This is a genomic window from Kribbella sp. NBC_00382 (genome assembly GCF_036067295.1).
In the GTDB taxonomy this organism is placed as follows: Bacteria; Actinomycetota; Actinomycetes; order Propionibacteriales; family Kribbellaceae; genus Kribbella.
Genome location: NZ_CP107954.1, coordinates 4,363,939 through 4,385,387, shown reverse-complemented (window position 1 = coordinate 4,385,387; position 21,449 = coordinate 4,363,939). Strand labels below are relative to the sequence as shown.

The window sequence follows — 21,449 nt, the reverse complement described above, 5'->3', positions numbered from 1 at the left end:
GCGTCTACATTCGATGGCATGCGGATCGGACGACTGCGGCGATCGGTGATCGCGACGGGGGCTGCTCTCCTACTGGTGGCGGCCGGGCTCGGCTCGCCGGCGCCGGCGTTCGCGAACACCAGCAGGCCGAACACGGACTCGTTCAGCATCAGCAAGTGGCTCGCGTTCCCGGAGCTGTTCCTGTGCCTGAACTACTCCGTGACCGGCACGCTGACCTACAAGGCTGTCCGGTACGGGCCTGTCGACGGCAAGATCGACTACCACGTCGACAGTCCGCAGGTGGTGGCGCCCGTACTGACCGTCAGCGGCTACCAGTACGACTCGGTCAGCCACGGTTGCACGCGGAAGCCGCTGGCGTGGCTGAAGCTGGATGTGCAGCACGCCTACAAGGGGTACGGGTGCTCGTTCAATCCGAGCATCAGCGTGCAGGTCCCGTTCGCGGTCGGCGTCAGCTTCTGGCCCACGTGCGGCAACCGGAAGGTCGGCTACTGGGGTTCCACCTACGGGCAGGCGAAGAGCTGGAAGCAGTACAACTCTTCGGCCCGGGTGAAGTTCGGTGGGCAGAGCTGGTACCTGCCACAGAGCAGCCCGCTGCCCAAGCCGAGCTGTTACGGCCTGATGGTCCGGTATCACGTGTACGTGCGTGGGATCGACGACACGAAGGACACCGGGCAGTTCGCGATCTGCCCGACTCCTGAGTGGTGACTCGACTGGGGTAGTCACCACTCAGGAGTGGCCGGATCAATGGCCGACGGTCACTCGTGGGTCGGGAAGCCCAGGTTGAGGCCGCCGTGGGACGGGTCCAGCCAGCGGCTGGTGATGACCTTGCCGCGGGTGAAGAAGTGCACGCCCTCGGCGCCGTGCGCGTGGGTGTCGCCGAACAGCGAGTTCTTCCAGCCGCCGAACGAGTAGTACGCCATCGGGACCGGGATCGGCACGTTGACGCCGACCATGCCGACCTCCACCTCGGTCTGGTACCGCCGGGCGGCGCCGCCGTCGTTGGTGAAGATCGCGGTGCCGTTGCCGTACGGGTTGGAGTTCACCAGCTCCAGCGCCGCGTCGTACGACGGGACGCGCAGCACCGACAGCACCGGGCCGAAGATCTCGTCGGTGTAGATCGACATGTCCGGGGTGACCTTGTCGAACAGCGTCGGGCCGAGCCAGAAGCCGTCGTCGCCACCGTCGAACGGACCCTCGCGACCGTCGACGGCCAGCTCCGCGCCGGCCTCGACCCCCGCCTCGACGTACCCGACGACCTTGTCGCGGTGCGGTCCGGTGACCAGCGGGCCCATGTCGGAGCCGCGGGTGCCGTCGCCGGTCTTCAGCGTCGCCATCCGCTCGCGGATCTTCGCGATCAGGTCGTCGGCGACGGGCTCGACCGCAACCAGCGCGGAGATCGCCATGCAGCGCTCACCCGCCGAGCCGAAGCCGGCGTTGACCGCGGCGTCGGCAGCGAGGTCGAGATCGGCGTCCGGAAGTACGACCATGTGGTTCTTGGCGCCGCCGAGAGCCTGGACGCGCTTACCGTTCTTGGTGCCGGTCTCGTAGACGTAGCGCGCGATCGGCGTCGAGCCGACGAACGAGACGGCCTTGACGTCGGGGTGCTCGAGCAGCCGGTCGACGGCCTCCTTGTCACCGTGGACGACGTTCATCACGCCGTCGGGCAGCCCGGCCTCCTTCCACAGCGCGGCGACCGCGTTCACGGCGGACGGGTCCTTCTCGGACGGCTTGATCACCACGCTGTTGCCGCAGGCGACCGCGATCGGGACGAACCACAGCGGCACCATCGCCGGGAAGTTGAACGGCGAGATGACCGCGACCACGCCGAGCGACTGGCGGATCGAGTAGACGTCGACGTTGGTCGAGACGTTCTCGCTGAAGCCGCCCTTGAGCAGGTGCGGGATGCCACAAGCGAACTCGACCACCTCGAGCCCACGGGTGACCTCGCCGAGCGCGTCCGAGAGCACCTTGCCGTGCTCGGCGGTGATCAGCGCGGCGATCTCCTCCTTGCGCGCGTTCAGCAGCTCGCGGAAGGCGAACAGCACCTGCGCACGCTTGGTGAGCGAGATCGTGCCCCACGCCTTCGAGGCGTCATGGGCGACCTTCACCACCTCGTCCACGGTCGCCGCCGAGGCCAGATCGAGCTCACCGGTCGCCTCGCCGGTCGCCGGGTTGTAGACCTTGCTGGTCCGCTCGGAGACTCCCGTCCACGGGGTCCCGCCGACCAGATGGGTGATTCGCTCAATGCTCACAGCTGCATCCCTAACTCGATGATCTTCTCGTTCTCGAACGTAGTCGCCGCCGGAATCCTCACCCGAAGACCTCGCTCCGGCTGACCATCTCGACCTGTACCGGGCGGCCCTCCTGCAGGGACTGGACGCCGGCAGTGCAGACCGCGGCGGCGGCGTAGCCGTCCCAGGCCGTCGGGCCGTCGATCTCGCCCCTCGCCGCGGCATTCACCCAGCGCTGGACCTCGATGTCGTACGCGAGCCCGAAGCGGACCCGGAAGTCGTCCGGCATCGTGCCACCCCAGTGTCCGGCCTGCTTGGTCAGTACGTCGACCCCGAGACCGATCGTCGCGCTGCCCTTCTCCGCGACGGCCTCGCAGCGCACCTCGTAGCCGACCTGGAAGTTCACGAAGACCTCCACATCGGCCATCGCGCCGCCAACCATCTCGAACACGGCCAGTTGCGGATCGAGCACCCCTTCGGCGACCAGGCTGGTCGGCTTGGGGGCGTGCACGGTGATCCGCGCGATCTCGTCGTCGAACAGCCAGCGCGCCACATCGACCTCGTGCACCAGGGAATCGCGCACGATCATCTCGCTGTGGAACGTCGCCGTGACCGTCTTGTTCCGGTGCACGTTGTGCAGCAGCAGCGTCCGGCCCAGCTCACCGGAGTCCAGCAACTGCTTCAGCCGCGCGTACTCCGGGTCGAAGCGGCGCATGAACCCGACCTGGATCAGCGGCCGCCCGACCTTGTGCTCCGCTTCGACCACCCGCAGCGACGATTCGGCATCCATCGTCAGCGGCTTCTCGCAGAGCACCGGCTTCCCGTGCTCCAGACAAGCCATCAACTGCTCGGCATGCGCGAACCCCGGCGACGCGATGATGACGGCATCCACCTCCGCATCACCGATCAACGCCAACGGATCCCCGATCACCCGTACCCCGTCGCTACCGGTTGCCCCGGCTGGCGTCCCGCCCGCGTTGGCGGAGCCGGCGCTGCCCGGAGTACCGGTCAGGGCTGCAGCCAATGCCTCGGCTCGCGCGGTGTCCGGGTCGGAGACGGCGACCAGGCGGGCGCCCGAGATCCGGCGGGCGACCCGTTCGGCATGATCGGCGCCCATCGCTCCGACGCCGATGATGCCGATCCTGAGGTCTTGGGTCATGTGCTCTCCAGAGGGGATTGGATCCTGCCCGGCCCGTCGGCCGGACGTGCGGTGACCGCCCCCGCGTCGATGTCGCGCAGCTCGTGGCTGAGCGCCTCCAGCTCGGATCCACCGGCCATCTCGTTGGTCAGCTGCTCCACCGTGATGTCGGCGCGATGCGTGTCGAGCGCGACCCGGCCCAGCTTGAGGATGACGAAGTGGTTCCCGACCAGGTAGGCGTGGTGCGGGTTGTGGGTGATGAAGACGACGCCCAGACCGGCGTCGCGCGCCTTGACGATGTACTTCAGCACCACCCCGGACTGCTTCACGCCGAGCGCGGCGGTCGGCTCGTCCAGGATCAGTACCTTGGCGCCGAAGTAGATCGCCCGGGCGATCGCGACACACTGGCGCTGACCACCGGACAGCATCCCGACCGGTTGCTCCAGGTTGGGGATGACGATCCCCATCTTGGTCAGCTCCTCGCCCGAGATCCGCTTCATCTCGGCGATGTCGAGCCGGCCGAGACCCTTCGTCAGCTCGTTGCCGAGGAAGAAGTTCCGCCAGACCGACATCAGCGGCGCGAGGGCCAGGTCCTGGTAGACGGTGGCGATCCCGCTGTCCAGGGATTCGCGCGGCGACTTGAACCGGCGCTCCTCGCCGTTCACCGAGAGCGTGCCGTCGGTGTGCTCGTGCAGGCCGGCGATGATCTTGATCAGGGTCGACTTGCCCGCGCCGTTGTCGCCGAGGACGCAGGTGATCTCACCCTGCCGGACCGCTAGCGAGACGCCGCGCAACGCGTTCACGTTGCCGTAGCTCTTGCCGACGTTGTCCAGGTGGACCACCGGGGTGGTCGGCCCGCTGGCCGCCTCGGCGTCGAAACTGCTCGTGGTGGTCATCGCGCTTCCGCCTTCTTCTTGACGACGAGGTTCACGATCGTGGCCAGCAGCAACATCACGCCCAGGAACGCCTTGAACCAGTCCGGGTTCCAGCCGGCGTACACGACGCCCAGCTGCACCATGCCGAAGATGAGCGCTCCGATCGCACCGCCCACGACCGAGCCGTAGCCGCCGGTGAGCAGGCAGCCGCCGACCACCGCCGCGATGATGTAGAGGAACTCCTTGCCGACGCCCTCACCGGACTGCACGACGCCGTTCTGGGCGAACAGCAGGTGCATACCGGTGAACCAGGCGAAGAAGCCGACCGCCATGAACAGGCCGATCTTGACCCGCTTCACCGGTACGCCGACCGCGCGGGCCGCGGCGGCGTCGCCACCGACCGCGAAGATCCAGTTGCCGATCTTGGTCTTCAGCAGGAACCAGGCGGCGACCGCGACGAACACGATCCACCAGACGATGATGATCTTGACCGTGATCCCGCCGAGTTTGAACTGCGACGCGAACACGGCGTGGGCCGTCGAGAACCCGTCCATGTCGCTGATCGAGTTCGACGCCACGGCGCCCGACGTCAGCCGGGTGACCGCGATGTTCAGGCCTTGCAGGATGAAGAACGTGCCGAGCGTCACCAGGAAGCTCGGCAGCCCGGTCCGCATCAACAGCCAGCCGTTGAAGGCGCCGATCAGCAGGGCCAGCGCCAGCGACACGAACATGGCGAGCCACACGTTCACGCTGAACTGGTACGCGAAGATGCCCGCGGTCAGACCGGCGGTCGTCACCGCGACGCCGGCCGACAGGTCGAACTCGCCGCCGACCATCAGCAGCGAGACCGGGACGGCCATGACACCGATCAGAGCAGCCCCGTACAGGATCGTGCCCACGTTGTTGATGTCCCGGAAGGGCGGGGCGGCGATCGCGAAGAAGAGCAGGATCGCCACCGCGCCGACCAGGGACCCGATCTCCGGGCGGCTCAGCAGGCGGGCGCCCACGGACCGGGTGGAGACCCGGTCGTCGGCCGTCGCCGGCGTCGTGATCGTCGATGCCATGGCCCGGCCTCAGCGCGTTCCGGCCGTGGCGTACTTCGCGACAGCCTCGATGTTCGACTTGTCGATGAACGCCGGCCCGGTGAGGGTCGCCTCGCCACCGCCGATCGTGTCGCCGTTGGTCTTGTTCAGCCAGATCGCGTCGACGGCCAGGTAGCCCTGCAGGTACGGCTGCTGGTCGACGGCGAAGTCGACGGTGCCGTCCTGGACCGCCTTGGCCATCTCCTTGCTCATGTCGAAGCTGCCGATCTTGGCCGACGAGCCGGCGTCCTTGGCCGCCTGGACGGCGGTCAGGGCGATACCCGCGTTCAGCGCCACGACGTAGTCGGCGCCCTTGTCCTGCTGCAGCTTCGAGGTGATCGTCGCCTGCGTGCCCGGCTGGTCGGCGCCGTCGACGTTGAGGTTCTCGACCGCGCCGAACTTGTCCTTGATGCCCTGGCAGCGCGCCTCGAGGCTGACGTTGCCCTGCTCGTGGATGACGCAGATGACCTTCTTGGCGCCGAGCGTCTTCAGCTTCTCACCGGTCGCCTGACCCGCGATCCGCTCGTCCTGGCCGAAGTACCCGATCGCGCCGGAGGTCTTCCAGGTGTCCAGGCCGCCGTTGAGGACGGTCACCGGAATGCCGGCCGCCACCGCCTTCTTCACGTTCGGGATCACCGCGTCGGGCTTGTTCAGGGTGACCGCGATGCCGTCGACCTTCGAGTCGATCGCCGTCTGCACCAGGTTGGCCTGGCCGGCGCCGTCCGGGTCGGAGGAGTACTGCAGCTCGATGTTGTCCTTCTGCGCGGCCGCCTCGGCGCCGCGGCGGACGATGTCCCAGAAGGTGTCACCCTGCTTGGAATGGGTGATCAGGGCAACCTTCATCCGCGGCGTGGTCGCCACGTTGCCGGACGAGCCGCTCGCCTTCTCCTCCTCCTTCTTGCCGCCGGAGGAACTACAGGCGCCGAGCGCTGCGACCAGCACGAGCGCCGCCCCCGTGGCCACCGCCTTCTTCTGCCACCGAACCATGAATACCAACCAGCCTTTCAGACGTTCCGCGGTAACGCCGCGGCGTGTGGGTCTGACCAGAGAGAAATACCCTGCTGGTCGTCATACGGATACACCACCCCCGTGGGTCTTCAGATACTCCAGGGTCCGTGTCGCGATCGGCAGCGGCGCATCGGGCGGGCACGGGTACATGTCCTGCTCGACGATCGCGAACAGGTCGGCGTCCAGCCCGGCCAGCGCGTCGAGCAGCGGCGGCAGGTCCGGCACGCCCAGCGGCGGCTCGCACATGACGCCGCGCCGGACCGCCTCGTCGAACCCGATCCCGTCGGCCTCGGCCTGCGCCAGGATCAGCGGATCCACCTGCTTCAAGTGCACGTATCCGATCCGGTCCGGGTACTTCCGGATCAGCTCGAGATTGTCGCCTCGGCAGTAGCTGATGTGGCCGGTGTCCAGGCAAAGGTTGACGTGCTCCCCGTCGGTCTCGGCGAGGAAGCGCTCGACGGTCTCCTGGTTGTCGACATGCCCGTCCGCGTGCGGATGGAACTGCGTCTTCAGCCCGTACTCCGCGGCGATCCGCCGGCCGAGCTCGGTCACCTGCCGGCCGTGCCGTGCCTGCCCCTCGTGATCCAGTCGCGGCTCGACGACCTCGCCGTCGTCGCCGCGCCACATCGACGGGATGACCACCAGGTGCTTGGCGCCCATCGCCGCGGCCAACTCGGCAGCCGCCGAGACGTCACGCCAGGTCGAATCCCATGAGTCCGGCCGGTGCAGGTGCTCGAAGATCGTACCGGCCGTCACCGTGAGGCCGCGCTTGTCCAGCTCTTCCTTCAGCCGCACGGGATCCGTCGGCAGGTAGCCGAGTGGGCCGAGCTCGATCCGCGTGTAGCCGGCCGCCGCGACCTCGTCGAGGAACCGCTCCCACGGCGTCTGCTGCTCGTCGTTCGCGAACCAGACACCCCAGGAGTCGGGCGCGCTGCCGATCTTGACGCTACCCATTGCCGCCTCCCTCGACCGGTGCCAGATATCCGCGCTGTGCCTTCTTCGATTCCTCGTACTTCGCCGAGGCCGCGCGGGTCGAGTCGAGCTCGGACACTTGGCTGACCGGTACGTCCCACCACGACTCGCTGTCGGGCGCGCCGATCAGCGGATCCGTCTTCACGTGGATCGCGATCGGGCCGTCCGCGGCCTTCGCCGTGCCGATCGCCTTCTCCAGCTCGGCGCGGCTGTTCACGTCGAGCACCTCGACGCCGAGGCTGCGCACGTTGGCGGCCAGGTCGACCGGCAGGTAGTCCCCGTCCAGCCGCCCGTCGCCGGAGCGCCGCCGGTACGCCGTACCGAAGCGTTGTGAGCCAAGGGATTCCGACAGGGCGCCGATCGACGCGAAGCCATGGTTCTGGACCAGGACGACGATGATCTTGACGTTCTCCTGGACCGCGGTGACCAGCTCGCTCGACATCATCAGGTACGACCCGTCGCCGACCAGCACGAACACGTCGCGGTCGGGTGCGCCGAGCCGGACGCCCAGTCCGCCGGCGATCTCGTAACCCATGCAGGAGTAGCCATATTCGACGTGGTATCCCTTCGGATCGCGAGTCCGCCAGAGTTTGTGCAGGTCACCCGGCATCGAACCGGCTGCACACACCACCACATCAGACGGCGCCGACAATTCGTTGACGGCACCGAGGACCTCGCCTTGAGTGAGCAGTCCTTCGGCCAGTTTGCTCGTCACTTCGGCGGGCGGGTTGTAGGTGTTATCCACAATTGCGTCCCACCGGGTTGCGAGCTCGGCGGTCAATGTTCTGTACTGGTCCTCCACCGACCAGTCGCCGAGCTGGGAAGCCAACGAAACAAGGGCTTCCCGGGCGTCGGCTACAACAGGGAGACCAGCATGCTTACCACCGTCGAAGCGCGCCACGTTGATGTTGACGAACCGCACGTCCGGGTTCTGGAAGGCCGTCCGCGAGGCCGTTGTGAAGTCGGCGAAGCGGGTGCCGACACCGATCACCAGGTCGGCGTCACGGGCCAACGCATTCGCGGCCGTCGTGCCCGTGGACCCGACCGCGCCGACCGACTGCCGGTGGTCGTAGCGCAGAGATCCCTTGCCCGCCTGGCTTTCCGCCACCGGGATGCCAGTCTGCTCGGCGAACTCGCGCAAGGCGTCCTGGGCGCGGGAGTAGGCGACACCACCGCCGGCCACGATCAGGGGTTTCTTCGAAGACCGGATGAGCTGTGCCGCTTTGTCGACAATAGATGCCTCCGGCAACGGGCGGGGGATGTACCAGGTGCGCTCGGCGAAGAAGTCCTCGGGCCAGTCGAAGGCTTCTGCCTGCACGTCCTGCGGCAGGGCGATGGTGACCGCGCCGGTCTCGACCGGGTCGGTCAGCACGCGCATCGCGTTGAGCAGGGCCGAGGGCAGTTGCTCAGGGCGCCAGATCCGGTCGAAGTACTTCGAGACGGGACGGAACGCGTCGTTGACCGAGACGTCGCCGGCGGTCGTGCTCTCGAGTTCCTGCAACACGGGCGTCGCCACTCGCGTGCTGAACACGTCCGACGGAAGGAGCAACACAGGTAGCCGGTTGACGGTCGCCAGGGCCGCACCGGTGATCATGTTGGTCGAGCCGGGACCGACGCTCGCCGTGCAGGCGTAGGTCTGCAGGCGGTCGCGGGTCCGGGCGAACGCGGACGCGCTGTGCACCATCGCCTGCTCGTTACGAGCCAGGATGTACGGCAACGCGTCAGGATCCTCGAGTTCCGACTGCAGCAATGCCTGTCCGAGGCCCGCCACATTCCCGTGCCCGAAGATCCCGAAGCACCCGGCGAACAACTTCTGCCGCTCACCATCGCGCTCCGAGTACTGAACACTCAAAAACCGCACCAACGCCTGCGCGACCGTCAACCGCACCGTCATCGAACTCCTCCAAAGCCCATCGCCATCACCCGTCCGGCATCCACACCCGAGGCCGCCGGCACAACCGTCCAGGAGGCCGCCACGCAGAGCCCACCACCCGCTTCCCGCGTGACCCGCCGCCCCACCACCTCAGCCGCCGCAGGCCGTGGCCTAGTGGCCGGCGCGGTCACTCGTTTCTCCCGAACGGAAGCCGAGGGTCGATCTGTTCGGTCTTCCAGAGTTCGCGGACCCAGCCGTGCTGGGGGTCGTCGCTGATCAGCCATTCGCGTTCGGTGCCGGGGCCGGCCATCACGTTCAGGTAGTACATGTCATAGCCAGGAGGCGCCATCGCAGGACCATGCCAACCGTGTGGCACCAGGACCAGATCCCCACTGCGTACTTCAGCCAGTACGTCGATGGGGCGGTCGCCGGTGCCGTAGACCCGCTGGTAACCGATCGGGTCGTTGCCTTTGACAACCTCAGGGGCGGCGTCGGAGAGCTGGAGCTCGAAGTAGTAGATCTCCTCCAGCACACTCTCCTTGCCAGGCTTGTGCTCGTCGTGCTTGTGCGGCGGGTACGACGACCAGTTCCCGGCCGGGGTGAGCACCTCGCAGGCGATGATCGAGTCGGCCTCGAGCACCGCCGGCGTGCCGAAGTTCCGCACCTGCCGGGAGGCGACACCAGCACCGCGCAGCTCGGTCTCGACCTGCTCGACTCCGATCCGCCGGAACGGATAGTCCGACGCGGCTCGCGCATGTGGGAAGGCGATCCGGGCACCCCCGGCGCTGACGACGGCCATCGTGGTGCCGCGCGGCACGTACGCCAGGTCGGTCGCGCCGGCGAACACGTCAGCACGTCCACCCAACGCAACGGTCTCGCCGTCGACGATCACCTCGGCCGACCCCGACAACGGCAGCACGAGCCACTCGGAGTCCCCGGTGTCGATCTCCACGGATTGCCCCGGCCGCAGCGTCGCGACGTACAGACCGGTGTGTTCCCAGTCCTTCTCGCCCGGGCTGACAGCTACGTCAAAGCCATCCCGCGCAGTCGATCCCGCCGGCCGAAACCACTCAGTCATGCAACACCTCCGTCGGCGCCGGCAGCAACGCCGGGCGCTCCGGCTACTCCGGCCGGTCGGGGTGCCCCGGCTGCTCCGGCCGGTCGGGGTGCCCCGGCTGCTCCGGCCGCTCCCCGTGCTCCGGCCGCTCCGCGTCCTCCGCCTGGTCGGGCTAATCCGGGTGCTGCGGCTACTCCGGCTGGTCGGGCTGCCCCGGGCGCCGCTGGTGCTGCGGGTGCGCCGGCTGCACCGGGTGTTCCGGCACTGGCTCCGGCTGCGGTTGCTCCGGCTGGCCCGGCTGGTCCGGCTGGTCCGGTTGCTCTGGCTCCGGCTGCTGCGGGTGCTCCGGGGAGGGTGGGGGTGGCTGCGCCGGCAGTTAGTCGGTGGGTGGGCGGGGTCATGCGGCGCCTCCGTGGACTAGGGATGAGGCTTGGTCTACGGCGGCGGCTACGTCGCCGTCGGGTGGGAAGAGGAGGGCTCGGCCTACCACCAGGCCTCGGACTGAGGGGAGGCTCAAGGCTTTGCCCCAGGAGGCGTAGGTCTCTTCGGGGGCAACGGTTGGGTCGCCGCCGAGGAGGAGGGTTGGGAGGGTGGTTGCTTCCATCACGCGGGCCAGGTCGTCGACGACGGGGAGCTTCAGCCAGGTGTAGGCGCTGGTGGCGCCGAGGCCGGAGGCGATGTGGATCGACTTGATGACCGAGTCCGGGTCGAGGAGGTTGGTGACGCGGCCGTCTCGGCGTACCGACCAGAACGGTTCGACCATTGCCATCAGTTTGCGTTCGGCGAGTTCGGTCACCGCTTGTGCGCTGCTCTCCAGCGTCGCCACCGTACCGGGGTCGTCGAGGCAGATCCTGGTCAGCATCTTGCCGCCGTCCAGCCGGCGCCCGGCGATGTCATCGGCCGTACCGTAAGCCGTGAACCGGTCGTCCAGCTCGAACGACGCGCCTTGCAGCCCGCCACGGTTCATCGACCCGATCACGACCTTGCCCTCGAGCGCGCCGAGCAGCAGCAGGTCTTCGAGGATGTCCGGCGTCGCCAGCACTCCGTCGACGCCCGGCCGCCGCAACGCAGTACACAGCCGATCGATCAGCGCCGGCCGACTGGCCATCGCCATCCGATCGTCCCGCACGCCGAGCGCACCCCGAGCCGGATGATCAGCCGCCACAATCAGCAGCCGCCCATCCTCCCCCACCAGTTCCCGCCGCCGCCGATGCTGCCACCCCTCAGCAATCCGCTCCGGATACCGCACCCTGATCTCAGTCGGATTCACACCATCCCCCAGTTCGCCCCCCACCCAACCACTCCGAACCCCACGCGAGCTCCCCACCGTCACACCACTCCCACCCACGCCGGCCGCCCCGCCCCGGCCATCCGCCAACACGTCACCACGGTCATCGACGGGCTCGCCGCTGGCGCCGACGATCGCCCCGCCAGCGTTGCCGGGGGCAGAGCCCCGGCCGTCGCCGACTGGACCCTCGCGGGTATCGCCATGGGCGTTGTCGGGCGCACCACCGTGTGCGCCTGCGGGCGGACCCGCTTGGGTACGCCCGTCGGCGTTGCCGAGGGCAGCGCCCTGAGCACCGCTGACCGGACCCTCGTGGGTAGCGCCGGCGGTGGAGTCAGGGTTGCGGCGAGGGCTTGCGTAGAGGCCGGTGTTGTCTAGGTCGTCGGTGGGGGGCAGGGGGGCTCCTGGCGCCGAGGGTTGGGGCTCGTTCTCGGGGGCGGTCATGCGGATTGCTCCAGGAGGGCGAGGACTTCGGATTCGGTGGGCATGGCGGTGGAGCATTCGAGGCGGGAGGCGACGATGGCGCCGGCGATGTTGGCGAAGCGGATGACTTTTTCCAGCGGCCAGCCGGCCAGTAGGCCGTGGCAGAGGGCGCCGCCGAAGCCGTCGCCGGCGCCCAGGCCGTTGACTACCTCTACCGGGAACGGCGGGACCTCGACTCGCTCGTCGCGGGTGCGGGCCAGCGTGCCCTTCGGCCCTTGCTTTACGACGGCGAGGTCGAGCCCGCGGTCGAGCAGTGCCTGCGCCGCCTTGTCCGGGTCTGTCTCGCCGACCGCGACCTCACACTCCTCACGGTTGCCCACAGCAACAGTACAGTGCTGCAGCGCCCGCGACACCTGCTCGTGCGCCTCACTCGGATCCGCCCAGAACATCGGCCGGTAGTCCAGATCGAGCACGGTGAACCGCCGCCGTTCGCGCGCCTCCCACGCCGTGAAGTGCGCGGTCCGCGAAGGCTCAGCCGACAGCCCGGTCACCGTCGACCAGTAGATCGAGGCGTCCCGGATCGCGTCCAGATCGAGCTCGGACGGGTTGATCACCAGGTCCGGCGCCTTCGGGAACCGGTAGAAATACAAGGGAAAGTTGTCCGGCGGGAAGATCTCGCAGAACGTGATCGGCGTCGGCAGCCCCTCGACCGGTGTGACGAACCGGTCGTCCACCCCCAGCTCCAGCAGGGTCCGGTGGATGAAGGTACCGAACGGATCGTTCCCCGTCCGGCTGATCACCGCCGACTTCCGCCCGTGCCGAGCGGCCGCGACGGCGACGTTGGTCGCGCTGCCCCCGAGGAACTTGCCGAAGCTCTCGACATCCTCGAGATGCGTCCCGGTCTGCAGCGGATACAGGTCGACCCCGATCCGCCCGATGGTGAGTACGTCGTCCGCCATCAGACCGCCCCCGCGATCCGGCGCAGATGCTCGATACTCGCCCGTACGTCGGCCAGCGGCCCATCACCCTCAGGCCGCCCGGCCAGGATCGTGTCCTGCTCGAGCACGTACCACCCGTTGTACCCGGCCTTCTCCAGCGCCGACACGATCGTGGCCAGGTCGATGTCGCCGCCGCCCAGCGGACGGTACATCCCACCCCGTACCGCATCCGTGTAGCTGACCTCACCCGACTGCACCTTCGCAGCCCACGATGCATCGACATCCTTCAGATGCGTGTGCAGGATCCGCGAAGTGTGCTTCAGCGCCAGCGCCACCGGGTCTACCCCGCCGATCAGCAGGTGCCCGGTGTCGAGCGTCAGCCCGATCGTCGAGCCGGCCAGCACGCGATCGACATCGGCCGCGTTTTCGACCATCGTCCCCACATGCGGGTGCAGGGTCGCCGTGATCCCCTGCTTCGCGGCCAGCCCGGCCAGCGAGTCGAGGTTGGCCAGCAACGTATCCCAGCCGGCTGAGTCGAGTACCGGCCGATCGTCGTACCCGCCCTGGCCGGTCGCGGCGGCTAGTACCAGCGTGCTGGCGCCGGCAGCGACAAACCCTTCCAGTGCGTGCGCAACCTCAGGAGCAGGATCGTGCGACGGATCATGCAGTACTACCGGCACGAACCCGCCGACCGCCCGCAACCCGAGGTCGGCGAGCGCCTTCGCCTTGTCCGCCGGATCGTCGGGCAGGAACCCGTCAGGCCCGAACTCGGTCGCCGCGATGCCGACCTCACGCATCTGCGCCAGCACCGTCTCCGGGTCGTACTGCCATCCCCAGTCCGGGACCTCGCAGACACCCCAGGAGATGGGCGCTCCAGCGATCCTGGTGGCAACGTCACTCATCGGCCGATCTCCTCCAGAAGTACGACGCGGTTCTCGCGTCGGGACAGTTCACATGCGTCGGCGATCCGGAAGGCCTGTAGCGCGTCGCGGACCGTGCAAGGGACAGAACGGGTACCGGCGACCACCTCGGTGAAGGCGGTCAGCTCGGCGACGTACGCCGGCTGGAACCGGTCCATGAACGTGCCGTGCGACTGACCGGTCGGGAACGTGACACCAGGCTCCGCCGACCGCAGCGCGGTGTGCTCATCAAGTCCGACGGCGATCGAGCCCAGCGACCCCAGCACCTCCATCCGCACGTCGTGGCCGGCCGCGTTGTAGCGGGTACCGCTGACCGCGACGAAAGTACTGTCGTCGAGCGTCAGCAACGCCGCGGCAGCGTCGATATCGCCATACTCGCCGAAGAACGCCTCGCCACGGTTGGCGCCGGTGGCGAAGACGCTGGCCACCTCGCGACCGGTGACGAACCGGATGATGTCGAAGTCGTGCACCGTGCAGTCGCGGAAGAAACCGCCGCTGGTCGGGATGTACTCGCGCGGCGGCGGGAACGCGTCGTTGGTGTTCGCCCTGATGTGGTGGATGAAGCCGAGCTCACCGCTCGCGACCTGCTCCTGCGCCGAGCGGTACCCGGCGTCGAAGCGGCGCTGGAAGCCGATGTGCACGGGCACGTCCGAGCCCTCGACCAGCTCGACGATCCGCTGGGTCTCGCCGAGATCGATGGCGACCGGCTTCTCGCAGAAGGTCGGGATGCCGGCGGCGACGGCTTGCGAGATCAATGACGCATGGGCCGACGTGGCGGCCGCGATCACGAATCCGTCGATGCCACTGGTCAGCAGCTGGTCCACCGAGGCCGCGAACTCCAGCCCGAGATCCTTCGCGACCAGCTCGGCCCGGCTCGTCTCGACATCGGTGACGACGACCTGTTCGACCGCCGCCAGGCTCTTCAGCGTCGCGGCGTGGAACGCCCCGATCCGCCCGGTTCCGACCAACCCGATTCGCATCCTGGGATCCCCTCGTCAAGGCTCGTGACTGTGCGCCGGACCAGCACTCCCGCGGGTGCTGGTTCGCCCCGTCAGCTTTGCCGCCCACACCAGACCTGTCAATACTTTGTAAGCACATTTTCACGTCGGGACATACAAACCTCCTTCCTGTAACATCCGGGCATGGCCGCCCTCCCGATCCAGATCGATCGGACGAGCCCGGTGCCGCTCTATCACCAGCTCGCCGAGCAGCTGACCGCCGCGATCAGCGACGGTGTGCTGCGCCCGGGCGATGCCTTCGAGAACGAGCTGGCGATGTCGGACCGGCTCAGCCTGTCCCGGCCGACGGTTCGCCGGGCGATCTCCGAGCTGGTCAACAAGGGCCTGCTCGTTCGCCGCCGGGGCATCGGCACGACGGTCGCCAACCAGATGGTCCATCGCCGCGCAGAGCTGACCAGCCTGTACGACGACTTGATCCGCGAGGGCCGCACGCCGCGTACCGAAGTACTGTCCCTCGTCTGCTCAGCTCAGGACGACCGAGCCGCCGAGGCACTCAGCCTGCCGGCCGGCACGCCGCTGGTCTCCATCGTCAGGCTCCGGTACGCCGGCGACCAACCGCTCGCGATCCTCCGCAACTGGTTGCCCCCAGCAATGAACGACCTGACCACCGAACTTCTCGAGGCCGACGGCCTATACGCCGTACTCCGCGCCCGCGGCATCCGCCCCACCGTCGCCCGCCAGCGCATCGGCGCCCGCAACGCCACCGCCGAGGAACGCCGAATCCTCCACATGTCCAAGGCCGAGCCGCTCGTCACCATGACCCGCAGCGCCTACGACGCGGACGGCTCACCCGTCGAGTTCGGCGACCACTGCTACCGCGCCGACCAGTACTCGGTCGACGTCATCGTCAGCGAACGGTGACTAGCGCGCTCGGATAATCGAGTCCTCGAAGGTCTCCACGTGGAGTGGGATGACGACGAGGGCGACTCGCAGGGCCGGGTTGAGGCGGTTCCAGAGCAGGTCGGGCAAGGATTCCCATTCCTCGTCGACCGCGACGACGATGGGGTAGCCGTCGGTGACCACCTCGGCGGCAGTACCGGAGTACGTGCTGACCACGCCCGCGGTCGCCTCCTCCGAGCGGCGGAGAAACAGGGACGGGTGCTGGACCTGGTCCGCGGAGTACGAGCGGGCAGAGCCGACGACGACATCCATCAGCTCGGGGCCCTCGGTGACGGCACCGGCGAAGATCCGGGGAGTGCGGATGGGTGGGTCGGGCTCGTAGTCGATGTTGCGGAGTACGACCTGCAGGTCGACGCAGTCGCCGTGCGCAGCGGCTAGTTCATGGACGTGGCTGCCGTTGCCGACGATCACCCAGTCCTCGGTCCGGATCGCCGCCGTGTAGTGCCGCAATTCGTCCGGCCCGTCGCCCTTGAGGTCCTGGACGGTGATCTCGTACTCCGAAACCACCAGCTCCCGCTGCTGGGACGCCGGACTCCGCCCGGTCAGCCAGTACGCCGCGAACGGCACACCGTCGACATCCCGCCCGATCGCCACCCCACGCCCCGGATACTCACTGCGCCCCACCAAATCCGTCAGCGTCGCCACGCCCGAACTCTAACCCGCGGCAGGTTGTGGCGACCTCGGACACCAAATGGCGACCTTGAACAGGTTATTTCGTGTTCAAGGTCGCCACTGGGTGTCCGAGGTGCTGACTTGTGGTCAGGCCTGGTTGTTCAACAACGTGCGGACGAGGCGGAGGCCGACGGAGAGGTGGGCCAGTTCCGGGCCCTCCGTCTCGACGATCTCCTCCATCATCGTGGCGGCGCGGGACAGGGCGATCTCGTTCATGTCCTGCCAGGCCCGGACCCGGTCCTCGGGCTCGGCGGTCGCGTCGGTGGCCGCCAGGACCTGAGCGGTGAGGTGCGCATGGACCGCGTGCAGGTCGTCACGGAGGGCAGCGCGCGCCATCGTCTGCCAGCGGTCCGTCCGCGGCAGCCCGATGATGCGCTCCAGGAAGAGGCCGAGGTGCAGCCGCTCGCCCAGCGCGAAGTGGACCTTGGCGACCTCCAGTACGTCGAGGTCGTCCCGATCCGCCGTCTCCACGATCCCCAGGGCCGCGTACGCCGGTGGCAGTACGGCGATCCTGGTGGCGAACTCCTCCGGCACGTCCTTGGCGACCAGCGATTCACGCCGCTGCTCATAGAGGGCCAGCTCGCGACCCCGTAGTACCTCGGGCAGGGCAGCGGTGAGCTTGGCGATTCCCGGTGCGAAGAACTCGATCAGCTCGGCGATGTCGACCGGAGACCGCCGGTTCGACACCAGCCAGCGCGTCGCCCGCTCCACCAGCGTCCGCGTCTCCAACCGCATCGCGGTCTGGGTGGCGGCGTCGACGATGTTGTCGAGCTCAGCGTTGCGGGCGAGCAGTTCCGGCTGGGCGAAGATCCGCGACGCGGCCAGGTTCGCGCGTACGACGTCCTCGACCGACCCACCGGTCTCGAGCGACAACCGGTGGTACGCCGTGATGCCGGACGAGTTGATGAACTCGTTCACCACCTGGGTGGTGATGATCTCGCGGCGCAGCTGGTGCGACTGCATCGGCTCGGCGAACCGGTCCTGGATCGCCTTCGGGAAGTAGCTGACCAGCTTCGAGGCCAGGTAGTCGTCATCGGGCAGCGACGTCCTGAGCAGCTCGGCCTCGAGCACGATCTTCGTGTACGCGATCAGCACCGACAGCTCGGGCGAGGTCAGCCCGCGCCCCTCGGCCTTGCGGCGCTTGAACTCCGCGACGCTCGGCAGGAACTCCAGCTCCCGGTCGAGCAGACCTTGCTTCTCGAGCCGCCGGACCCAGTCCTGATGGACGTGCATCAGCGCCGCGGCCTGCGCGGTCGCGTTGGCCAGCCCGATGTTCTGCCGGTAGTTCGACTTGAGCACCAGCGCGCCGACCTCTTCGGTCATCGAGGCGATCACGTCGTTGCGCTGCTTCTCGGTCAGATCGCCGTCGGCGACCACCTTGTCGAGCAGGATCTTGATGTTCACCTCGTGGTCGGAGGTGTCCACGCCGGCCACGTTGTCGATGAAGTCGGTGTTGATCCGGCCGCCGGCGGTCGCGTACTCGATCCGGCCGAGCTGGGTGAAGCCGAGGTTGCCGCCCTCACCGACCGCCTTCGCACGCAGGTCCTTGCCGTTGATCCGGATCGCGTCGTTGGCCTTGTCCCCGACATCGGCGTGCGACTCGGAGGCGGCCTTCACGTACGTACCGATGCCGCCGTTCCAGAACAGGTCCACCGGCGCCTTGACGATCGCCTGCATCAACTCGTTCGGCGTCAGCGCGTCCGGGTGCCCCTCGAGGCCGAGCGCCGCCCGGACCTCGGCCGAGATCGGGATCGCCTTGTCGGTCCGCGGGTAGACACCACCACCGGCCGAGATCAGCTCCGGGTCGTAGTCCGCCCACGACGACCGCGGCAGATCGAACAACCGCCGCCGCTCAGCAAAAGAAACCGCAGCGTCCGGCCCCGGGTCGAGGAAGATGTGCCGGTGGTCGAACGCCGCGACCAGCCGGATGTGCTCCGACAACAGCATGCCGTTACCGAAGACATCTCCACTCATGTCACCCACGCCGACGACGGTGAAGTCCGCGTTCTGGCAGTCGTGGCCCATCTCGCGGAAGTGCCGCTTGACCGACTCCCACGCGCCGCGCGCGGTGATCCCCATCGCCTTGTGGTCGTACCCGACCGAGCCACCCGAGGCGAAGGCGTCACCCAGCCAGAACCCGTACTCCTTGGCGACCCCGTTCGCGATGTCCGAGAACGTCGCCGTGCCCTTGTCCGCGGCAACCACCAGATACGCGTCGTCACCGTCGTACCGGACCACCGAGGCCGGCGGAACGATGTCCCCGGCAACGATGTTGTCCGTGATGTCCAAAAGCCCCGAAATAAAGGTCTTGTACGACGCGATGCCCTCCGCCAGCCAGGCGTCGCGGTCGACAGCAGGATCCGGCAACTGCTTCGCGTAGAACCCACCCTTCGCACCCACCGGCACGATCACCGAGTTCTTCACCATCTGCGCCTTCACCAGGCCCAGCACCTCGGTCCGGAAGTCCTCCCGCCGGTCCGACCAGCGCAACCCACCACGGGCGACGGCGCCGAAGCGCAGGTGCACACCCTCGACCCGCGGCGAGTACACGAAGATCTCGTACGCCGGCCGCGGCTGCGGCAGGTCCGGGATCGCCTTGGGCTCCAGCTTGAACGAGATGTACGTCCGCGGCGTCCCGTCGGCGGCCGGCAGGAAGTAGTTCGTCCGCAGCGTCGCCTTGATGACGGTCAGGTACGAGCGCAGGATCCGGTCCTCGTCGAGGCTCTTCACCGTGTCGAGCGCGGTGCCGATCTCCTTCTGCAGCTGCTCGACCGCGATCATCCGGTTCGGGTCGTCGGCGTCACCACGGGCCGGGTCGAAGCTCGTCTCGAACAGCTGGACGAGCAGCTTCGCGATGTCCACGTGGTTGAGGAAGGTGTTCTCGATGTAGCTCTGGCTGAACGGAGTACCGCCCTGCCGGATGTAGCGCTGGTACGCGCGCAGGATGGAGACCTGCCGCCAGCTGAGGCTGCCCCGCAGTACCAGGGCGTTGAGCGCGTCGCTCTCGGCCTTGCCTTGCCACACAGCCTGGAAGGTGTCGGAGAAGAGCCCACGCAGCTCTTCCTTCTCCTCGGAGCCCTGCGGCGCCCGGAGCCCGAAGTCATAGATGTACGCCGTACCACTGGGCCGGCGGATCTCGTACGGCCGCTCGTCGATCACCTCGACGCCCATGTGGGTCAGCAGCGGCAGTACCTGCGACAGGGACAGCGCAGTGCCGGTCCGGTAGACCTTGAAGCGGCGCTCGCCCTCCCAGGCCTCGTCGATCGGGCTGTAGAGCGACATGGCCAGCCCGTCCTGAGCAGGCAGGCCGTCCAGGATCGTCACGTCGCGCACGGCGACCCGGGCGTCGAAGTCTTCCTTGTACGCCTCGGGGAACGCGGTCGCGTACTGACTCGACAGCCTGGTGACAGCGCCGTCGCCGCCGTCGGCGTGCAGCGCGACGTTGAAGTCGTCCTGCCAGGCACGGGTCGCCTCGACGACCTTCTGCTCGAGGATCTCGGCGTCGAACTCCCCCACCGTCGACCCCTGCTTCATCCGGACGACGAAGTGCACCCGGGCGAGCACGGACTCGGTCACGTAGGCGGCGTAGTCGACCGACTCGGCACCGATCGCGTCCTTGAGGATCTGCTGCATCTTGAGCCGGACCGCGGTCGTGTAGCGGTCACGGGGCAGGTAGACGAGGCAGGACAGGTACCGGTTGTACACGTCGCGGCGGACGAACAGCTTGACCGCACGGCGCTCCTGCAGGTGCAGTACGGACTGCACGATCGGCAGGAGGTCCTCCACCGGCGCCTGCAGCAGCTCGTCGCGGGGGTAGGTCTCCAGTACGTCCAGCAGCCCCTTGCCGCTGTGGCTGTTGGGGTCGAAGCCGGTCTGCGCGAACAGCTCGATCGCCTTGCGGCGCAGTACCGGGACCTGCATGACGCTCTCGGTGTACGCCGTCGAGGAGAGCAGCCCGATGAACCGGCACTCCGAGACGGGCTCACCGTTCTCGTCGAACTGCTTGATGCCGACGTAGTCCAGGTACGACGAGCGGTGCACCGTCGAGCGCGAGTTGGCCTTGGTGAGGATCATCAGCTTGCGCTCGCGGGCCTTGGCGCTAACCTCCGGCGGCAGCTTGCCGGCGTTCGCGTCGAGCTTCGGGTCCGGCCGCAGGATGCCCAGACCAGTGCCCGGTACGCCGCGCAGCACGCCCTGCTCGCCGTCCATGGTGAAGCTGTACTCGCGGTAGCCGAGGAAGGTGAAGTGCTCGTCGGCGAGCCACTCCAGCAGCTCCTTGGCCTCTTCGACCTCACCTGCGCCGACCGGCAGCTTGGACGCGTCCAGCGACTCGGCGATCGAGACGGCCTTCTCGTGCATCTTCGGCCAGTCCTCGACGGCCTCGCGCACGTCGCCGAGCACCCGCTGCAGGGCCTGCTCCAGCGCGCGGTGGTCCGCGGGGTCGGCGATCCGCTCGACCTCCAGGTGCATCCAGCTCTCCCGGACCAGGTCGTGCTCGTCCGCGGCGGCCGCGTCGTCGAGCACCTCCTGCAGGGTGCCGGCGATGTCGCGGCGGACCACGAACTGCGGGTGCACGAGCAGCTGCAGCTCGAGGTTGTGGTCGGTGATCACCATCGACGCGCTGTCCACCAGGAACGGCATGTCGTCGATCACGATCTCGACGACCGTCCGGCCGTTCGCGGACCAGCCGTGCTCCTCGACGGTCGGCGTGAAGACGTGCACCTTGGCGGTGCCCTGCGGCCGGGAGAGCGCGGACTTGTAGTGGTGCTTGGCGGCGCCCAGACAGTCGGTCGGCTGCCGCTCGGCGACGTCCTCGGCGGCCACATAGCGGTAGTACCGCTCCAGGAAGGTCTTCAACTTACCGGCGTCGACCTCGCTGCCATGTGACCCGGCGACCACCGCCTTGGCGAGCACATCGGCCTTCTGGACGTCCAGCTTGCTCTGCATTCCCCACCGTCTCCACGCGTGACAAAAGCGGCGCTCTGCGCCGAGCGACACGACTCTGTGTCCCTCCCTCAGAGATTAGTCCACTTCTGTCACTGGTGTGGTGTCGGGA

At 68.0% G+C, this 21,449-nt stretch carries 17 protein-coding genes; 3 read left to right on the top strand and 14 right to left on the bottom strand.

Translation table 11 applies throughout. From position 1 onward, the window contains the following. The first annotated feature begins 18 nt into the window (after positions 1-18). Positions 19-705: a hypothetical protein gene (locus OHA70_RS21220; RefSeq protein WP_328320237.1), complete on the top strand. Its 687-nt coding sequence runs from the start codon at positions 19-21 to the stop codon at positions 703-705. 50 nt (positions 706-755) lie between these two features. Here OHA70_RS21220 and OHA70_RS21215 read toward each other — a convergent pair whose 3' ends face one another. The 8 genes from OHA70_RS21215 to iolB form a co-directional block, all read right to left on the bottom strand. Further along, positions 756-2,252 carry a CoA-acylating methylmalonate-semialdehyde dehydrogenase gene (locus OHA70_RS21215; RefSeq protein ID WP_328320235.1) on the bottom strand — a complete coding sequence of 499 codons (1,497 nt, stop codon included), beginning with the start codon at positions 2,250-2,252 and terminating at the stop codon, positions 756-758. Between the two features lie 58 nt (positions 2,253-2,310). Further along, positions 2,311-3,390, bottom strand: coding sequence for a Gfo/Idh/MocA family protein (locus OHA70_RS21210; protein WP_328320233.1), 1,080 nt, complete (start codon positions 3,388-3,390; stop codon positions 2,311-2,313). Then, positions 3,387-4,265: an ATP-binding cassette domain-containing protein gene (locus tag OHA70_RS21205; protein ID WP_328320230.1), complete on the bottom strand. Its 879-nt coding sequence runs from the start codon at positions 4,263-4,265 to the stop codon at positions 3,387-3,389. Before OHA70_RS21205 ends, OHA70_RS21210 begins: the two co-directional genes overlap by 4 nt. Continuing rightward, complete coding sequence (locus OHA70_RS21200; RefSeq protein WP_328320228.1) at positions 4,262-5,308, bottom strand: ABC transporter permease; 1,047 nt, start codon at positions 5,306-5,308, stop codon at positions 4,262-4,264. Before OHA70_RS21200 ends, OHA70_RS21205 begins: the two co-directional genes overlap by 4 nt. 9 nt (positions 5,309-5,317) lie before the next feature. Next, positions 5,318-6,313, bottom strand: a complete 996-nt coding sequence (locus OHA70_RS21195) for a substrate-binding domain-containing protein (RefSeq protein ID WP_328320226.1) — start codon at positions 6,311-6,313, stop codon at positions 5,318-5,320. Positions 6,314-6,394: 81 nt separating this feature from the next. Further along, positions 6,395-7,288: a TIM barrel protein gene (locus OHA70_RS21190; protein WP_328320224.1), complete on the bottom strand. Its 894-nt coding sequence runs from the start codon at positions 7,286-7,288 to the stop codon at positions 6,395-6,397. Beyond that, complete coding sequence (gene iolD / locus OHA70_RS21185) at positions 7,281-9,200, bottom strand: 3D-(3,5/4)-trihydroxycyclohexane-1,2-dione acylhydrolase (decyclizing) (RefSeq protein ID WP_328320222.1); 1,920 nt, start codon at positions 9,198-9,200, stop codon at positions 7,281-7,283. The genes OHA70_RS21190 and iolD overlap by 8 nt, the downstream gene beginning before the upstream one ends. Positions 9,201-9,366: 166 nt before the next feature. Next, a complete protein-coding gene (gene iolB, locus OHA70_RS21180) occupies positions 9,367-10,257 on the bottom strand; it encodes a 5-deoxy-glucuronate isomerase (protein WP_328320220.1) in 891 nt (296 codons plus the stop codon). On the opposite strand from iolB, the gene OHA70_RS21175 reads away from it, so the two are divergent. Then, positions 10,256-10,657 carry a hypothetical protein gene (locus OHA70_RS21175; protein WP_328320218.1) on the top strand — a complete coding sequence of 134 codons (402 nt, stop codon included), beginning with the start codon at positions 10,256-10,258 and terminating at the stop codon, positions 10,655-10,657. The two genes, iolB and OHA70_RS21175, sit on opposite strands and share 2 nt — an antisense overlap. On the opposite strand, the gene OHA70_RS21170 is transcribed toward OHA70_RS21175, so the two are convergent. From OHA70_RS21170 to OHA70_RS21155, 4 genes are all read right to left on the bottom strand, one after another. Beyond that, positions 10,634-11,506 (bottom strand): Cgl0159 family (beta/alpha)8-fold protein, encoded by an 873-nt coding sequence (locus tag OHA70_RS21170; RefSeq protein ID WP_328335176.1) that lies wholly within the window; start codon positions 11,504-11,506, stop codon positions 10,634-10,636. The two genes, OHA70_RS21175 and OHA70_RS21170, sit on opposite strands and share 24 nt — an antisense overlap. Before the next feature lie 455 nt (positions 11,507-11,961). Next, on the bottom strand, positions 11,962-12,903 hold the full coding sequence (iolC, locus tag OHA70_RS21165) for a 5-dehydro-2-deoxygluconokinase (protein WP_328320216.1): 942 nt from the start codon (positions 12,901-12,903) through the stop codon (positions 11,962-11,964). Further along, complete coding sequence (locus OHA70_RS21160) at positions 12,903-13,784, bottom strand: sugar phosphate isomerase/epimerase family protein (RefSeq protein ID WP_328320214.1); 882 nt, start codon at positions 13,782-13,784, stop codon at positions 12,903-12,905. Before OHA70_RS21160 ends, iolC begins: the two co-directional genes overlap by 1 nt. Beyond that, on the bottom strand, positions 13,781-14,782 hold the full coding sequence (locus OHA70_RS21155; RefSeq protein WP_328320212.1) for a Gfo/Idh/MocA family protein: 1,002 nt from the start codon (positions 14,780-14,782) through the stop codon (positions 13,781-13,783). The genes OHA70_RS21160 and OHA70_RS21155 overlap by 4 nt, the downstream gene beginning before the upstream one ends. A gap of 162 nt (positions 14,783-14,944) precedes the next feature. Between OHA70_RS21155 and OHA70_RS21150 the strand changes: the two genes are divergently transcribed. Further along, positions 14,945-15,682 carry a GntR family transcriptional regulator gene (locus tag OHA70_RS21150; RefSeq protein WP_328320210.1) on the top strand — a complete coding sequence of 246 codons (738 nt, stop codon included), beginning with the start codon at positions 14,945-14,947 and terminating at the stop codon, positions 15,680-15,682. On the opposite strand, the gene OHA70_RS21145 is transcribed toward OHA70_RS21150, so the two are convergent. Continuing rightward, entirely contained in the window at positions 15,683-16,366 is a 684-nt protein-coding gene (locus OHA70_RS21145) for an IMP cyclohydrolase (RefSeq protein WP_328320208.1), read from the bottom strand. Between the two features lie 114 nt (positions 16,367-16,480). After that, positions 16,481-21,340 carry an NAD-glutamate dehydrogenase gene (locus OHA70_RS21140; protein WP_328320206.1) on the bottom strand — a complete coding sequence of 1,620 codons (4,860 nt, stop codon included), beginning with the start codon at positions 21,338-21,340 and terminating at the stop codon, positions 16,481-16,483. Positions 21,341-21,449: the final 109 nt, after the last annotated feature.

What these genes read in the sequence shown, in the direction of transcription:
- OHA70_RS21200 (WP_328320228.1), bottom strand. Translation starts at nt 5,308, where the DNA reads ATGGCATCGACGATCACGACGCCGGCGACGGCCGACGACCGGGTCTCC.
- OHA70_RS21210 (WP_328320233.1), bottom strand. Translation starts at nt 3,390, where the DNA reads ATGACCCAAGACCTCAGGATCGGCATCATCGGCGTCGGAGCGATGGGC.
- OHA70_RS21160 (WP_328320214.1), bottom strand. Translation starts at nt 13,784, where the DNA reads ATGAGTGACGTTGCCACCAGGATCGCTGGAGCGCCCATCTCCTGGGGT.
- OHA70_RS21220 (WP_328320237.1), top strand. Translation starts at nt 19, where the DNA reads ATGCGGATCGGACGACTGCGGCGATCGGTGATCGCGACGGGGGCTGCT.
- OHA70_RS21175 (WP_328320218.1), top strand. Translation starts at nt 10,256, where the DNA reads ATGCAACACCTCCGTCGGCGCCGGCAGCAACGCCGGGCGCTCCGGCTA.
- OHA70_RS21195 (WP_328320226.1), bottom strand. Translation starts at nt 6,313, where the DNA reads ATGGTTCGGTGGCAGAAGAAGGCGGTGGCCACGGGGGCGGCGCTCGTG.
- OHA70_RS21140 (WP_328320206.1), bottom strand. Translation starts at nt 21,340, where the DNA reads ATGCAGAGCAAGCTGGACGTCCAGAAGGCCGATGTGCTCGCCAAGGCG.
- iolC (WP_328320216.1), bottom strand. Translation starts at nt 12,903, where the DNA reads ATGGCGGACGACGTACTCACCATCGGGCGGATCGGGGTCGACCTGTAT.
- OHA70_RS21190 (WP_328320224.1), bottom strand. Translation starts at nt 7,288, where the DNA reads ATGGGTAGCGTCAAGATCGGCAGCGCGCCCGACTCCTGGGGTGTCTGG.
- iolB (WP_328320220.1), bottom strand. Translation starts at nt 10,257, where the DNA reads ATGACTGAGTGGTTTCGGCCGGCGGGATCGACTGCGCGGGATGGCTTT.
- OHA70_RS21205 (WP_328320230.1), bottom strand. Translation starts at nt 4,265, where the DNA reads ATGACCACCACGAGCAGTTTCGACGCCGAGGCGGCCAGCGGGCCGACC.
- OHA70_RS21155 (WP_328320212.1), bottom strand. Translation starts at nt 14,782, where the DNA reads ATGCGAATCGGGTTGGTCGGAACCGGGCGGATCGGGGCGTTCCACGCC.
- iolD (WP_328320222.1), bottom strand. Translation starts at nt 9,200, where the DNA reads ATGACGGTGCGGTTGACGGTCGCGCAGGCGTTGGTGCGGTTTTTGAGT.
- OHA70_RS21150 (WP_328320210.1), top strand. Translation starts at nt 14,945, where the DNA reads ATGGCCGCCCTCCCGATCCAGATCGATCGGACGAGCCCGGTGCCGCTC.